12 protein-coding genes are annotated in these 14611 nt (G+C 67.8%); 3 read left to right on the top strand and 9 right to left on the bottom strand.

All coding sequences use genetic code 11. The annotated features are described in order from the left end of the window. Positions 1-19 precede the first annotated feature (19 nt). On the bottom strand, positions 20-1717 hold the full coding sequence (locus tag CLV01_RS07305) for a ShlB/FhaC/HecB family hemolysin secretion/activation protein (protein ID WP_099734640.1): 1698 nt from the start codon (positions 1715-1717) through the stop codon (positions 20-22). 5 nt (positions 1718-1722) lie between these two features. After that, a complete protein-coding gene (locus CLV01_RS07300; RefSeq protein WP_099734641.1) occupies positions 1723-3549 on the bottom strand; it encodes a filamentous hemagglutinin N-terminal domain-containing protein in 1827 nt (608 codons plus the stop codon). 692 nt (positions 3550-4241) lie between these two features. Between CLV01_RS07300 and CLV01_RS07295 the strand changes: the two genes are divergently transcribed. Then, positions 4242-6026, top strand: a complete 1785-nt coding sequence (locus CLV01_RS07295; RefSeq protein WP_099734642.1) for an NAD(P)/FAD-dependent oxidoreductase — start codon at positions 4242-4244, stop codon at positions 6024-6026. Continuing rightward, the gene (locus CLV01_RS07290; RefSeq protein WP_016454772.1) at positions 6023-6592 is read left to right on the top strand and encodes a VUT family protein; all 570 of its coding nucleotides are present in this window, start codon (positions 6023-6025) and stop codon (positions 6590-6592) included. The genes CLV01_RS07295 and CLV01_RS07290 overlap by 4 nt, the downstream gene beginning before the upstream one ends. A gap of 166 nt (positions 6593-6758) precedes the next feature. Here CLV01_RS07290 and CLV01_RS07285 read toward each other — a convergent pair whose 3' ends face one another. Continuing rightward, positions 6759-8135, bottom strand: a complete 1377-nt coding sequence (locus CLV01_RS07285; RefSeq protein ID WP_099734643.1) for an amidohydrolase — start codon at positions 8133-8135, stop codon at positions 6759-6761. A gap of 96 nt (positions 8136-8231) precedes the next feature. Here CLV01_RS07285 and CLV01_RS07280 point away from each other — a divergent pair, with 96 nt between their 5' ends. Then, positions 8232-9278 carry a GlxA family transcriptional regulator gene (locus tag CLV01_RS07280; protein WP_099734644.1) on the top strand — a complete coding sequence of 349 codons (1047 nt, stop codon included), beginning with the start codon at positions 8232-8234 and terminating at the stop codon, positions 9276-9278. Between the two features lie 85 nt (positions 9279-9363). On the opposite strand, the gene CLV01_RS07275 is transcribed toward CLV01_RS07280, so the two are convergent. From CLV01_RS07275 to CLV01_RS07250, 6 genes are all read right to left on the bottom strand, one after another. After that, on the bottom strand, positions 9364-9684 hold the full coding sequence (locus CLV01_RS07275) for a type II toxin-antitoxin system RelE/ParE family toxin (protein ID WP_099734645.1): 321 nt from the start codon (positions 9682-9684) through the stop codon (positions 9364-9366). After that, positions 9645-9929 (bottom strand): CopG family ribbon-helix-helix protein, encoded by a 285-nt coding sequence (locus CLV01_RS07270; protein ID WP_013804138.1) that lies wholly within the window; start codon positions 9927-9929, stop codon positions 9645-9647. The genes CLV01_RS07275 and CLV01_RS07270 overlap by 40 nt, the downstream gene beginning before the upstream one ends. 161 nt (positions 9930-10090) lie before the next feature. Next, the gene (locus CLV01_RS07265; protein WP_043823801.1) at positions 10091-11086 is read right to left on the bottom strand and encodes a tripartite tricarboxylate transporter substrate binding protein; all 996 of its coding nucleotides are present in this window, start codon (positions 11084-11086) and stop codon (positions 10091-10093) included. A gap of 155 nt (positions 11087-11241) precedes the next feature. Beyond that, on the bottom strand, positions 11242-12171 hold the full coding sequence (locus CLV01_RS07260; protein ID WP_099734646.1) for a 2-hydroxyacid dehydrogenase: 930 nt from the start codon (positions 12169-12171) through the stop codon (positions 11242-11244). An 8-nt stretch (positions 12172-12179) separates the two neighbouring features. After that, positions 12180-12950 carry a class II aldolase/adducin family protein gene (locus CLV01_RS07255; protein WP_012203336.1) on the bottom strand — a complete coding sequence of 257 codons (771 nt, stop codon included), beginning with the start codon at positions 12948-12950 and terminating at the stop codon, positions 12180-12182. Positions 12951-13009: 59 nt separating this feature from the next. Then, a complete protein-coding gene (locus CLV01_RS07250; RefSeq protein WP_099734647.1) occupies positions 13010-14554 on the bottom strand; it encodes a class I adenylate-forming enzyme family protein in 1545 nt (514 codons plus the stop codon). Positions 14555-14611 lie beyond the last annotated feature (57 nt).

Here is a 14611-nt window from a genome sequence, read left to right as displayed (position 1 = left end):
CTGTCCGGGCGGTACAGCGCTAGAACTGGTAGGCCAGGCTGGCATTGACACGCCAGCCGGGCTTGGGCATTTCACTGGGTGTGCGCAACGGCTTGCCCGCGATCAGCTCGGCGAAGCCCCCTGCGAAGGCGATGCGCAGCCCGCCTCCCGCGCTGGCCAGGGCATGTGAGCGGCTGTCTGCAACGGTGGACAGCCGCGCCGCATCCACAAACAGGTAAGGCTCGTAGCGGATCTGCCCGCCCAGGATCTGGGGCGGCCGCTGCAACGCCCATTCATTGCGCCAGACCATGCCCTTGTCGCCGCCAACGGCCGATTCGGGAAATCCGCGCACGCTGCCCACGCCTCCGGCGAAGATCTGCTCGGACGAGTACAACGGATGCCGGCTCCATTGGCCCAACGCACGCGAGCGCCAGGTCAGGAGGCTGCCCAACGGCCGCTCCACCGATGCCGACAGCTCCAGCTTGGTGAACCGGTAGCGGGCGGCCTCCCGGGGCAGGTCGGCCGGGTCGCGGTTGGTGTCCAGCCAGGGCATGCCGCGCGAGATGCCCGCATCCACCGTCCACTGGCCCAGCCCCTCGCCGGCCTGAAAGCGCGTGAGGCGGTTGATGCCCAGGCGCAGCACGGCCTGGGTCTGCGGGCTGAGCGAGATGTTGTTGACGGAACGCTCGGACTTGCGGTGCGAGAAGCTCAGGTCCATGGCCGTCTTGCTGTTCTGGTCGCGCTGCAGCAGGCGGCTCAGCGACAGCGTGTAGGTCTTCGATGTGCCGTGGACCAGGGCGGTGTCGCCAATGAGGTTCTGGTATTCCGACACGGAAGCCATGGCCGACAGCGTGACGTAGCCCAGCGGCACGGAGAAGGTGCCATACAGGGCATTGGTTTCCGTGCTGGTGGTCAGGCCGGCGCCCAGCGACTCCATCAGGCCCAGCACATTGCCGGCATCCAGGCCCAGCTGCACGCGAAGGCGGCCGGTGGCGGCCGCGCCCTGGTTGTCCAGCGAGACGTTGTAGCGCGCGGCCTGGCCCGCCTGATTGACGAACTCGACGATGGAGCCGCCCGGCTGCGTGCCCGGGCGGATCTGCACCTGCACGTTGTTGCGCCTGAGGCGGTTGAACTGGTCCACCGACTGCTCGATGTCGCGCAGGCGCAGCACGTCGCCCTGCTTCATGGCAAGGGCCAGATGCACGCCCAGCGCCTGATCGTCGCCGGGACCGACGGGGGTGCCGTTGAACAGCAATTGCTCGATGCGGCCCGGCACGATGGTGAGGGACAGCACGCCCTCCTGCAGGCTCTGGTTGCCCACGTAGGCACGCGAGGTGGTGTAGCCCGCAGCGATCAGGGCCCGGTTGACACGCTCCAGCAGCACGTTGATGTGTTCGACCCCGATCGAGCGGCCGACAAAGGGCGCGGTGACCCTGGCAAAGACAGCCTCCGGCAGCAACGCCATGCCGTCTTGCCTGATCGTATGAATGGGAAAGGCCGGTCCCTGGGGCTGCAGGCCTTCGGGGAATCGGTCTTCCATGCCTGCGGCTGCGGCAGCGGGTTGCTCGAATTCAATGCTGGCGGGTGCGGAGCGGCGCAGCATTTCCTCGCGCAGTTTTTCCTGCTGCTCGCGGATGATCTGGTCGTTGGGGTCGCGCGCAGACACAGGCTGTGCATGGACGAGCATCGGGCTGAGGGCCAGCGCGCAGATGCCCGCGGCGGAGATCCAGTGGCTCATGCGGTTCACCACCAGAAGATGCCGAGGTGGTCCTCGATGCGCACTGCATCGCGGGAAGGCTTGCGAATCACCTCGATGGCGCCGTCCACGCCTTCGGAGGCTTGCAACACCCCGCCGTCCTGGTATGCCAGCCCCTTGAGAACCAGCCGTCCTTGCTGGACGGTGTAGCTGCCGCCCTGGTCCGTGGCATAGATCCTGGCCCAGGTGTCGCCGAACAGGGCCTTGAGACCCTTGTCGCGCAGGATGACGGTATGCACGGGGCGCCCTCGCGCAATGACCTCGGGAGCCTCCAGGGTCATGCCCTTGCCTGCGTAGACCTGGCCGGCATCGTTGAGGATCTTCCCGCCAGCACGTATATCGACCGATTCGGCGCCCATGATCTGCCCGCCCACCAGCGCCTCGTTGGAGGAGGCTGTGCGCCTGCAGACGAACAGGAAGCAGCTTTGCCGGTATTCGAATCCGCCAATGCTGTGCGCCTTGGTCACGACGCTCTCTTGCGCCTCTATCTTGATGCCGCCCTGGTTGGAGAACACATGGCCGCCCAGGTTGGAGAAGTTGCGCGCCGTGACCTGCACATTGCCTTGCGCCACCCAGTAGGCCTGGTTGGCAGGATCGGCCAGCTCGCCCATGTCCACGCTGTAGCCTTTTCTGCGCTTGAAGACACTGTGCGACTGCCAGTCGCTCTGGCCTGCCCCCGCAATGTGCACGCTTTCATTGCGCACATCCGCAGCACCTCGGATGAACAGATCGCTGTTGGAGACAATGCGCGCGTTGACGGAGTCCAGGCCCCGCCCACTGTCCAGGAACACGGAGCCTTCCTTGCCGAAAATCAGCGCGGTTTTGCTGGCCCCGACGGGCGTCCGGTGCTCTATGTCGCCGCCGGCCTTGAGTACGACGGCATGGGCATCCTCTGCTTCGCCGACGCCCTGCTGACCGGATATCTCGCCACCCAGGTTGCGAATGGATCCGTCGGCCTGGAGCCGGACGCGGCTGCCCGCCACCAGCAGGCTGCTTTCTTCCCCACGCGAGCTGAGCACGATTTCCTGGGAACGTATGTCCACCTGTCCCTGGGCCTGCACCTTGCCGCCGATCTGCTCCAGCTGTCCCGTGCTGGTCAACCGGAAATCCCCGGCCGAGGCCACCATCTGCCCCTGGTTGCGCACGCCGGCGCCCTGGTCGGTCACCAGAATCTCGATACGCCCGGAGGTGACCTTGGAGTCCGCATTCAGGTCCACCGCCAATGCGGTGCTGCGCGCCTTCCCGCCCTCGTAGTAGACCCATGGCGTCAAGTTGTCCGTTGGCGACGCCGCCGTATCGAACTGGGCCGTTGATTCCCCGGCCACCATGCGGACCAGGGCGCTTGATGACGAGAACTCGTTGGTGACGGCACCCTGCAGGGCAATGCTCTTGGCAATCATCTCCAGACGGATCAGATTGCCGGTGACCCCTTGCTCGCCAATCACGATCTCGCCTTGCTTCGTATGGACATCCACCAGCCGCTGGACATAGCCCGAAGGCTGCAATTGATCGCGCAGCGTCACGGCGCCCGTGGTCAGCGCAACGCTGCCGAAATTGACGAAGCTGCCGCCATTGACGCGTATGCCGTTCTGGTTCGCAAAAATCAGATTGGCGCGGGGGCCATTGACATCGATGGTTCCCGTGATATGCGAGGGCGCAGCGGAAAACACCTCGGCCACGATGGTTCGCGCCTTGACTCCCTCATTCAAGAAGGTAAGTCCAGCCTTGCCCACATCGAACTGGCTGAAGCCGTTGTATGAAACACCGTCCGTGACCTGGGCCGGCGTGACCTGCACGCGGCCACCATCACCCATGTTCACCCGCGTGGCGGAATCTGGCAGGGCCGTGACCCGAGATACCACTTCCGACCGGACGGTACCCACCCCTGCCAGCCCGCAGACAATGACTCCCAATGCGCCACGGAGCGCGGCGCTTCCCATTGTTTTTTTCATATGGCGTAACCAGCCTCAATACCCGCGCACCCGGAATTGAGGCCAGCCTGTCAATCTGGTTGGACTCCATTGCCCGCATATGGCTTCCCTTGCCGGCAACCCTCTCTTGAAAAAGCTCCCAAAGCTTCCGGCTATGCCCGCAGGAAACTGATGGAGGGATCAAATGATCCTGGAAATCGCCTCTCCAGCCAATACACATTTTTTGACAATGGGATTTTCCTTCTAGGAATTTTCCGATTCTCATGGAGAGAATCAGAAGTTCGCCTATTGATTGGCATGCTATTGATACCACCAGCAAAGCGCCCATTGCAGTCGTCGGGCACATGCATTCGCATGCCTTGCATTTCTCGCAAGCCTGGGCCAATGCATCTACGGTTTGCGGCCCGGTCCCAGTCCCTTGGTGTTTCAATGTTTCAGGCCTGCCGGCGGCCTGCCCCGCACGCCCGCCTGGCCTTTGCGAACCCGAGCACGCTCCATGGGTGTGGCCGCTGTCGCCTGTGCCGGGCGGCGCTTTGCCTTACCATCGCCGGCCCTCTGCTTGATAGGTACAAGCCATGATCCGCGTCTCTGAACTGAAACTGCCCCTGTCGGCGGTGCAATACCACCCCGACAGCCACACCGAATACCTGCCCCTGGAGCCGCTGCGCGCCCTGGCCGCGCGCCAGCTTGGCATTGCCGAGGAGGCCATTGCCTCCGTGCACGTGCACAAGCGCAGCTTCGATGCGCGCAAGGCCGAGCTGCTGGCCGTCTACATCGTCGACCTGACGCTGGCCGACGAGAGCCAGGAAGCCGCACTGCTGGAGCAGTTCTCCAGCCATGCCCATGTGAACCCCACGCCCGACATGCGCTGGCATGCCGTGGGCCAGGCGCCTGCCGACCTGCAGCGCCGGCCCGTGGTGGTGGGCTTCGGGCCCTGCGGCATCTTTGCGGCCCTGGTGCTGGCGCAGATGGGCTTCAGGCCCATCGTGATCGAGCGCGGCCGCTCGGTGCGCGAGCGCACCCAGGACACCTGGGGCCTGTGGCGCAAGCGCGAGCTGGCGCCCGAGTCCAATGTGCAGTTTGGCGAAGGCGGCGCAGGCACCTTCTCCGACGGCAAGCTCTACAGCCAGATCAAGGACCCGCGCCACCTGGGCCGCAAGGTGATGCAGGAGTTCGTCACCCACGGCGCACCGCCCGAGATCCTCTATGCCGCACACCCGCACATCGGCACCTTCAAGCTGGTGAAGGTGGTCGAGGGCATCCGCGAGGAAATCATCCGCCTGGGCGGCGAGATCCGCTTCGGCCAGCGCGTGTGTGACATGCGCATCGAAGGCGAGGGCGAGGACAGACATCTCACCGCCCTGGAGGTGCTGGACCAGGACAGCGGCGAGCGCCAGTGGCTGGAGACCGACCATGCCGTGATGGCCCTGGGCCACAGCTCGCGCGACACCTTCGCCATGTTCTACGAACGCGGCGTGCACATGGAGGCCAAGCCGTTCTCGGTGGGCTTTCGCATCGAGCATCCGCAGGGCCTGATCGACCGGGCGCGCTGGGGCAGGCATGCCGGCCACCCGCTGCTGGGCGCGGCCGACTACAAGCTGGTGCACCACGCCAGCAACGGGCGCGCGGTCTACAGCTTTTGCATGTGCCCGGGCGGCACCGTGGTGGCGGCCACCAGCGAGCCCGAGCGCGTGGTCACCAACGGCATGAGCCAGTACTCGCGTGCCGAGCGCAATGCCAACGCCGGCATGGTCTGCGCCATCGACCCCTCCGACTATCCGCGCGATGCCAAGAGCTTTGCCTGGGCCTTCGACGGCAAGACCCATGGCGTGGAAGACCTCAAGGACGGCGAACTGCACCCGCTGTCGGGCATCGTGCTGCAGCGCCAGCTGGAGACCAAGGCCTACCTGCTGGGCGGGCGCAACTACAACGCGCCGGGCCAGCTGGTGGGCGACTTCATCGCGGGCAAGGAATCGGCCGCGCTGGGCGAGGTCGAGCCCTCCTACCAGCCCGGCATCACGCTGACCAACCTGCACCATGTGCTGCCGGCCTACGCCATCGAGGCCATGCGCGAGGCCCTGCCCGCCTTCGGCAAGAAGATCCGCGGCTACGACATGCACGACGCCGTGCTCACCGGCGTGGAAACGCGCACCTCCTCGCCCGTGAAGATCGAGCGCGGCGCGGACTTCCACAGCCTGAACACGCGCGGCCTGTACCCGGCCGGCGAAGGCGCCAGCTACGCGGGCGGCATCCTGTCGGCCGGCGTGGATGGCGTCAAGGTGGGCGAGGCCGTGGCCTGCGCCATCCTCGGGCTGCCCCTGCCCTCGTCGGGCGCACGCGGCTCCGGTGGCGCAGCATGACACCGCGCCCGCCCCGTTTCGCCGCCCCCTCGCGCACCCAGCTGCTGGCCGCCATCGCGGCCATGGGCGTGGTGGTGCTGTCGTCCAACATCCTGGTGCAGTACGCCATCAACGACTGGCTGACCTGGGGCGCCATCACCTATCCGTTCGCCTTCCTGGTGAGCGAGCTGGTCAACCGCAGCTTCGGCCCGCAGCAGGCCCGGCGCGTGGCCTGGGTGGGCTTTGCCGTGGCCGTTGCCGCCTCGCTGGTGCTGGCGCCGCCGCGCATCGCGCTGGCCTCGGGCGCGGCCTTCATTGCCTCGCAATGGCTGGACATCGGCGTGTTCCACCGCCTGCGTGCGGGCCGCTGGTGGCGTGCCCCCCTGGTGGCCACGCTGCTGGCCGCCTGCCTGGACACCTTCCTGTTCTGGAGCATCGCCTTCGCAGGCGCCGCCGAGCCCTGGGTGACCTGGGCCCTGGGCGACCTGGGCGTGAAGCTGGTGCTGGGCGTGGCGCTGCTGCTGCCCTTCCGGCTCGCCATCGCCCGGTGGTGGAAAGGCCCATCGGCAATCGCCAGCGCCAAATAAAGCCGACGCGGTTCGCACGGACTCGATCTCAAGCCAGGGGCACCGAGCAAGGGTCTACGCCGGCCGCGCCGCCCCGCAGCGAGGGTGCCGTCCCCCTCCCGCGTAGCGAGAGAGGGGGCGCCGTGCAACGGGAAGCGGCGTCCGCCGCTCAGGGGGAGTCCAACAACTATGGGTTGCGCTGCAGATAGTCCACGGCCAGCGCGGCCAGTGAGCGCGCGCCCGTGGGCAGTTGCTTCTCGTCGATGTCGAACAGCGGCGAGTGGTTGGAGGGTGCCTTGGCAAAGTCCTGGCCGGCCGGCGGCGCGCCCAGGAAGTAGAAGAAGCCCGGAACCACCTTCTGGAATTCCGAGAAATCCTCGGAGCCGCTGACCTTGGGAATCACCATGGCCTTGCCGCCCATGGCCAGCTTGAGCGCGGGCAGCGAGGCCTCGGTCAGTGCGGCAGGGTTGGTGGTCACCGGATAGGCCACGGGGCCGAAGCGCACCTTGGCCTTGGCGCCGCTGGAGGCCGCGATCTGCTCGGCCGTGGCGGTGATGCGCTTGTGTGCCTCCTGGCGCATGTCCTCGTCGAAGGTGCGCAGCGTGCCCTGCATCTCCACGTTGTCCGGGATGATGTTGTAGCGCGTGCCGCCCTGGATGGAGCCGATCGTCAGCACGGCCGGCTCCAGGCTGATGTTGAGCTGGCGGCTGACCACGGTCTGCAGGCCCAGCACCACCTGGCTGGCCGCGACGATGGGATCGACCGCATTCCACGGCGACGAGCCATGGCCGCCCCGGCCCTCGACCTGGATGCTCAGGCTGTCCGAACCCGCCATCAGCGGCCCGCTGCGATAGCCCACCATGCCCGAGGGCAGGTTGGCCGTGATGTGCAGGCCGTAGATGGCCTGCACGTCCTTGAGCACGCCGGCCTCCACCATGGCCTTGGCACCAAAGCTGGGCACATGGCCGTGGGCATCGGCCTCCACCGGGGCGCCTTCCTCGGCGGGCTGGAAGATGAACTTCACCGTGCCGGGCAACTTGGCGCGCATGCCGGCCAGCGCCTCGGCCGCGCCCATGAGCATGGCCACGTGGGCATCGTGCCCGCAGGCATGCATGACCGAAACCTCCTTGCCCATGTACTGGGCCTTGGCCTTGGAGGCAAAGGGCAGGCCGGTCTTCTCGGCCACGGGCAGCGCATCCATGTCGGCACGCAGCGCCACGGTCTTGCCGGGCTGGCCGCCACGCAGCACGCCCACCACGCCCGTGCCGCCCACGCCGGTCTGCACCTCCATGCCCAGGCGGCGCAGGTGATCGGCCACCAGTTTGGCCGTGCGTTCTTCCTGGCCCGACAGTTCGGGGTGCTGGTGGATGTCTCGGCGCCACTCCACCATCTTGGGCGCCAGCGGCTGGATGGCGGCATCCAGCGCCGCCAGGCCCTGTGCATCGAGCCCCTGGGCGCTGGCCGCCAGTGGCAGGCCGCAGGCCAGCAGCCCGGCCAGGGCGATGGAGCGCAGGCCTGTGCGCGGGGAGGAGGAAGGCTTTGTCTCGGCGCTGGTGTGGAGCATCTTCGTGGTCCTGGAAAGTGGCACAAGCAGCCATGCTAAAAGTGAAGCACGTATGACGGACACGTCAAAATCGCCATTCGAGGAGCCAAAACCGCCATGCCCCGAGCCTTCATCATCGAGCTGCCCTGCCTGGAGCACAGCGCCATCGGCCATGCCGCGCACCTGGTGGAGATGCTGCGCAGCGCCAACCTGGTCGCCAGCCTGCGCCTGGGCCGGCGCGCACCACGCTTTGGCTGGCGCTGGGTCGATGGCCAGGGCCGGCCCCTGCCCGCCATGCCGCACGCGGACGAAGGCGCGGCAGCCGAAGGGCCCGCGCAAGCCGTCTTCGTGAGCGCGCTGCACTGCCCCGACATCCCGTCCATCCGCGACATCGTCGCCGCGCATCCGGCCCTCGTGCGCCGCATCACCACGGCCTTCGACCAGGGCCTGGCCGTCTGCACGCTGGGCAGCGCCGCCTGGTTTGCGGCAGCGGGCGGCCGCTGCCAGGGCCGGCTTGTGGCCCTGCCCTGGTATTTCATGGGTGGCTTCGGCCTGGACTTCCCGGGCATCGAACTGGCCGAGGGCCAGCCCTTCGTGGACGACAGGCCCTGGCTCAGCGCCTCCCACCCCGAGGCCCTGGCACCCATGGCCGTCGCGCTCACACGCCATGCCTTCGGCGACGACCTGGCCGCAGCGCTGGCCGCCGTGCTGCAGCCCGATGCCCAGCGCGAACGCGCCACCCGCGCCGCCCTGCAGGACCGCCGCATTCCCGCCACGCGCAACAGCGTGCTGGCCCACGCCATCGCCTGGCTGGAGGCGCGCGTGGAGCAGCCCTATGACCTGCAGGCCCTCGCGCACGCGGCATCCACCAGCCCGCGCACCCTGCTGCGCCACTTCCAGCAGGAACTGGGCCACAGCCCGCTGGACCACCTGCACCGCCTGCGCTGCGCGCGGGCCCGGGTGCTGCTGGAGATCACGCTGGAGAGCGTACCGTCCGTGGCGCTGGCCTGCGGGTATGGGGATGCCTCGGCTTTTCGGCGGGTGTTCTTGCGGTATGTGGGGATGGCGCCTGCGGCCTATCGGGAAAGGCATGCGTTGAGGGCGCCGAGGAGGCGGTGGAGGGTCGATGCCCTGGACGGGAGGGCTACGGGCATAGACGTTTGAACACCGCTTCGCGATGGGCATCGACCATCGACTCCTGCGTCGCGTCGATCCATGCGCGTACCGGATCTCCCCGCCCGGGATACGGCTATGTCCGCTGCGGCGGCCACTGGCGGGCCGCATGCAGGACGCGCAGCACACGCACGCTGTCGGCGATCACGTCATAGACCAGGATGTAGTTGGGATGCACCACCAGTTCGCGCGTGCCGGCGACGCGCCCGACTCGGCCAAGCAGGGGATGGTCGATCAAATGCCCCGCTATTTCGGAAAACCGCTCGTCAAGGGCCAGCGCAGCGGACGGATTGTCTTGAGCGATGTAGGCACGGATCTCCCGCCTGTCGGCGGCTGCTGGACGTGTCCATACCAGCTTCACGGCGCGGAAATCTTCCTGCGCATTTCGGCCCGCCATGCCCGTGCTTCTGCTTCCACTTCATCGGCAGACAGCACCTCGCCCGCGTTGGCCGCGTCGATGCCGACCTGCACTTGCGCGCGCAACCATGCGTCATGTGCCGCAGTCTGTTCCTGCTGTTGCACATATGAGCGCATGAAGTCGCGCAGCAGCTGCGCACCCGTGCGGTCGCAGGCTTTGGCGGCGGTGGCAAAGTCGTTTTTCAGGACCTCATCGACCCGGAAGGTGAAAGTTGCTTCGCTCATGGCGCGGGCTCTCATGTGTTACAGGGTACGTACAAGGTAGCACATAGGGCAATGCCACACAGATGTATCGGCATGGCATCAAGGTCACCCAGGCCTGACGGATGGAGCTGGACGAGCAGGCACGGGACAGGGACAAAAACAGACCCGAGAACAAGAAAGACTCAGTCCACCGTCACCTTCGCCTCCCGAATCACCCTCCCCCACTTCTCCGTCTCTGCAGCAATGAACCGATCGCACTCCTCAGGCGTGGACCCCTCCGCAAACGTCCCCATCACCTGCTCCAGCCGCTGCGACACCTCGGCACTGCGGATGATGCGCGACACCTCGGCGGACATGCGCTGCACGATCTCGCGCGGCACGCCGGCCGGCGCGATCATGGCCGCCCAGGTGCTGCCCAGCAGGCCGTCGTAGCCCTGCTCCACGAAGGTGGGCACGTCGGGCAGCGCGGCCAGGCGCTTGTCGCTGGCCACGCCGATGAGGCGGATGCGGCCGGCCTTGGCGGGCTGGATGAGGTTGGGCGGCGGGTCCAGGAACAGCGGGATCTGGCCGCCCATGAGGTCGGCCAGCGCGGGCGCGGCGCCCTTGTAGGGCACGTGGACCATGTCCGTCTTGGTGAGCAGCTTCATCAGCTCGGTGGTCAGGTGGGCGCTGGAGCCGCTGCCCGAGGAGCCGAAGCCCACCTTGCCGGGATTGGCCTTGGCATAGGCGATCAGCTCGGGCGTGGTCTTGAAGGGCGCGTTCATGGCCACGGCAGCGACCAGGGGCGAGACGCCCATCAGCGAGACGCCGACCAGGTCCTTCTTCGGGTTGTAGGGCAGCTTGGGATAGAGCGTGGTGTTGGCCGCATAGGCCGCGATGACCACGCCGAAGGTGTGCCCGTCCGGCGCGGCCTTGGCGATCTGGTCCACGCCGATGATGCTGTTGGCGCCAGGTTTGTTCTCCACGATGACGGGCTGGCCCAGGGCCTTTTGCAGGCCGACCTGCAGCAGGCGCGCCATCTGGTCGGTGAAGCCGCCTGCCGTGTACGGAACGATGATGCGGATGGGCTTGGAAGGCCAGGGGCTCTGGGCCCAGGCCGAGGGGGCCAGCACGGTGGTGGCTGCTGCAGCGGCGGCAGCGGTCGATTGCAAAAAGCCGCGGCGGGAAGTCGAAGGCATGGTGTCTCTGGATTCTTCTCAGTTGAAAAATGGCCCCCACGCTACCCTTGCTGCGCAAGGTCCGCTGCCCCCCAAGGGGGCCGCTTTTCATCTTGGGGCGGCCCGGCGATGAAAAAACGCCACGCAACAGCGCAGCGTCGGATGGAAAAAAGGGCTCAGTACCCCCGCGCCACATCCACAAGGTTGAGCAGCGGCTCGCCCGCGCGCAGGCGGCGCAGGTTCTCCAGGCACTGGCGGGCCACGGTGTCGGCCGAGGCCTGGGCCGCGATGTGCGGCGTGACAAAGGCCTTGGGATGGACCCAGACCTTGTTGCCGGGCTGGGGCGGTTCGTCGCGCAACACGTCCAGCGCGGCACCTGCCAGGTGGCCTTCGTCGAGCAGGGCCAGCAGGTCGCCTTCCACCACCTGTTCGCCGCGCCCCACGTTGATGAAGTAGGCGCCACGCGGCAGCAGGGACAGGGTGCGGCGGTCCAGCAGGTCGCGCGTCTCGGGCGTGAGCGGCAAGGCGCAGACCAGGATGTCGCTGGTGGACAGCAGTTGCTTCAGACCTTCGGCACCGCTGTGCGTGGCCAGGCCTGCAATGCTCTTGGCGCCGCGGCTCCAGCCTGCGACGGGGTAGCCGACGGCCTGCATGGCGCCGGCCACGAAGCGGCCGACCTCGCCCAGGCCCAGGATGCCCACGCGGCAGTCTGCGCTGGCGCGCACGGGGCGGCGCAGCCAGTCGCCGGCCTGCTGCTGGCGCGCGAACAGGTCCAGCTCGCGCGTGTGGCGCAGCGCGGTGCCCACCACGTACTGTGCGATCTCCACATGCTGCTGCGGATCGACGGTGCGCGCCACGGGCAGGCCGGCCGGCAGGTCGGGCACGGCCAGCAGCTTGTCCACGCCCGCGCTGGGCGCGCACAGCAGCTTCAGGCCCGGATAGGCCGGCAGCACGCCCGGCTTGAGGCTCCAGGCGAGCATGGCCTCGACCGCGTCGGCCGGCGCCTCCTCGCGGTGGCCCCAGACCTGCACGCCGGGCGCCAGCGCGCGCAGCGAGTCGACGATGGGCGCGCCCATACTCGGATGGATGTTGACCAGAATTCCCATGGTTTCCTTCAGTCCTTGTAAGAAGGGTCTATGCGGTCCAGGCGGCGCAGCAGGCCGGGCCAGGCCAGGCCTGCGCCCTTGCCCTTGGTGACCTGGCGCGACTGGTTGACCGCATCGGCAATGATGTCCTGCGGGATGCGCGTGAGCTCGCCGCCGCCCGACTGCGCCAGGATCTGGATGCGGCAGGCCGACTCCAGCGTGTACATGGCCAGCACGGCCTCGGCCACGTTGCGGCCGCAGGTCAGCAGGCCATGGTTGCGCAGGATGAGGAAGTTGCTGGCGCCCAGGTCATCGACCAGGCGCGGCTTCTCGTCGTCGCGCAGGGCCACGCCTTCGTAGTCGTGGTAGGCCAGGCGCGCCAGCGGGAAGATGGACTGCTGCGAGATGGGCAGCAGCCCCTCCTTCTGCGCCGAGACGGCCACGCCATAGCGCGTGTGCGTGTGCAGCACGCACTGCACCTCGGGACGTCCGTCGTGGATGGCGCTGTGGATGACGAAGCCGGCCGGGTTGACGTCGTACTCGGTCTCCATCAGCGGCCGGCCTTCGTGGTCCACCTTGACCAGGCTGGAGGCCGTGATCTCGTCGAACAGCATGCCGTAGGGGTTGATCAGGAACTGGTCGGGCTGGCCCGGCACGCGCGCCGAGATGTGGGTGAAGATCAGGTCGTCCCAGCCGAAGTGGGCGACCAGCCGGTAGGCGGCGGCCAGCTCGATGCGGGTCTGCCATTCCTCGGCCGTCACCTGGCGGCGGACCTCGGACATCGTGGTGTCGTTGCTCATGGGGTGTACCTCTTGGTGGACATCGTGGTGGACATCGTTTGGAGAAAGCCTCCGCCGGTTCAGCGCCCCGTCGCGTACTGGTCGCGCAGCTCGCGCTTGAGCACCTTGCCGATGGCGCTGCGCGGCAGCTCGGCAATGAAGCGCAGGTCCGCCAGGCGCTGGGTCTTGCCGGCCCGCTGGTTGTACCAGCCCATGATGTCCTCGGGCAGGGCCGGCTGCCCCGCGCGCGACACCACGTAGGCCACGGGCGTCTCGCCCCATTGCTCGGAGGGCACGCCGACCACGGCCACGTCGTCCACTGCCGGGTGGGCGCGCAGCTGGGTCTCCAGGTCGCTGGGGTAGATGTTGAAGCCGCCGCTGATGATCATGTCCTTGCGGCGGTCGAACAGGGTGAGGAATCCATCGGCATCGAAGCGGCCCACGTCGCCCGTGCGGATGAAGCGCTTGCCCGTGGGGTCGAACCATTCGGCCTCGCGCGTCTTGGCGGGCTGGCCGTGGTAGCCGGTCATCATGCTGGCCGAATGGCCCACGACCTCGCCGTCCGCGCCCGGGGCGACCTCGCGGCCGTCCTCGTCGATGAGGCGGATGTCATGGCCCTCGGCGGGCTTGCCCACGGTGTGCAGCTTGTCCTGGTGCAGATGGGCTTCGAGGATGCAGGTGCCGCCGCCTTCGGTCATGCCGTAGAACTCGGTCAGGCTGCCGGGCCAGCGCGCCACCACGTCGGCCTTGAGCTCGGCCCGGAATGGCGCGCTGGTGCAGAACTTGGCGCGGAAGCTGGACAGGTCATGCTCGCCGAACTGCGGCAGCGCCATGATGCGCTGGTACTGCACGGGCACCAGCATGGTGTGGGTGACGCGGTGCTGCTGGGCCAGCTGCAGGTAGCGGGCCGCGTCGAATTTGGGCATCAGTACCACGCAGCCGCCGCTGCCCAGCGTGGGGAAGAACACCACCAGCGTGGTGTTGGAGTACAGCGGCGTGGCCAGCAGCGTCGTGCCCTCGGGGCCGTAGCCGTAGACGCTGCCCCGGTTGATGTGGGCCCAGCGCATGCCGTGCGACTGCACGATGCCCTTGGGGGTGCCCGTGGTGCCCGAGGAATAGATGATGTTGAACGGCGCGGCCGGCTCCACGCTCACGGGCGCGGGCTGCGCGCCTTCGGGCGCCAGCCAGTCGTCAAAGGCCCGGCCGGGCGCGGCGCCGTCCAGCGAGATGCATTGCAGGGCGCCGTCGGCAGGCACCAAGTCCTGGGCCGCCTTGTCGAGGAACAGGTGGCGCGCCTGGGCATCGCGCAGCATGGAGGCCAGGCTGTCGGCCGTGGAGGACGGCGCCAGCGGCGCAACCACCACGCCCGCGCGCAAGGCGCCCAGGAACAGCGCGGCATAGCGCACCGAGTTCAACGCGCAGATGGCAATCGCCTGGCCAGGCTGCACGCCGTCGCGCTGCAGCGCGGCGGCCACGCGGTCCATGAGGGCGTCGAGCTGCGCGTAGCTCAGCGTCTGCTGGTCGTCGCGCAGCGCGGCATGGGCCGGCTGCTGGCGCGCGTGGTTGCGGATCAGTTCGGCCAGCGTGGTGAAGGGCGCATCGGGCGAAGGCAGGGAGACAGTCATGAGGGACTCCGTTTCACGAATTCACGAATCTCAAGCGGACTGCGCCCGCCAGCCCCC

Source organism: Delftia sp. 60, from assembly GCF_002754395.1.
GTDB lineage: Bacteria > Pseudomonadota > Gammaproteobacteria > Burkholderiales > Burkholderiaceae_C > Comamonas > Comamonas acidovorans.
Note: the sequence above shows the minus strand (reverse complement) of the source record. Positions and strands in the feature narration are given on the sequence as shown.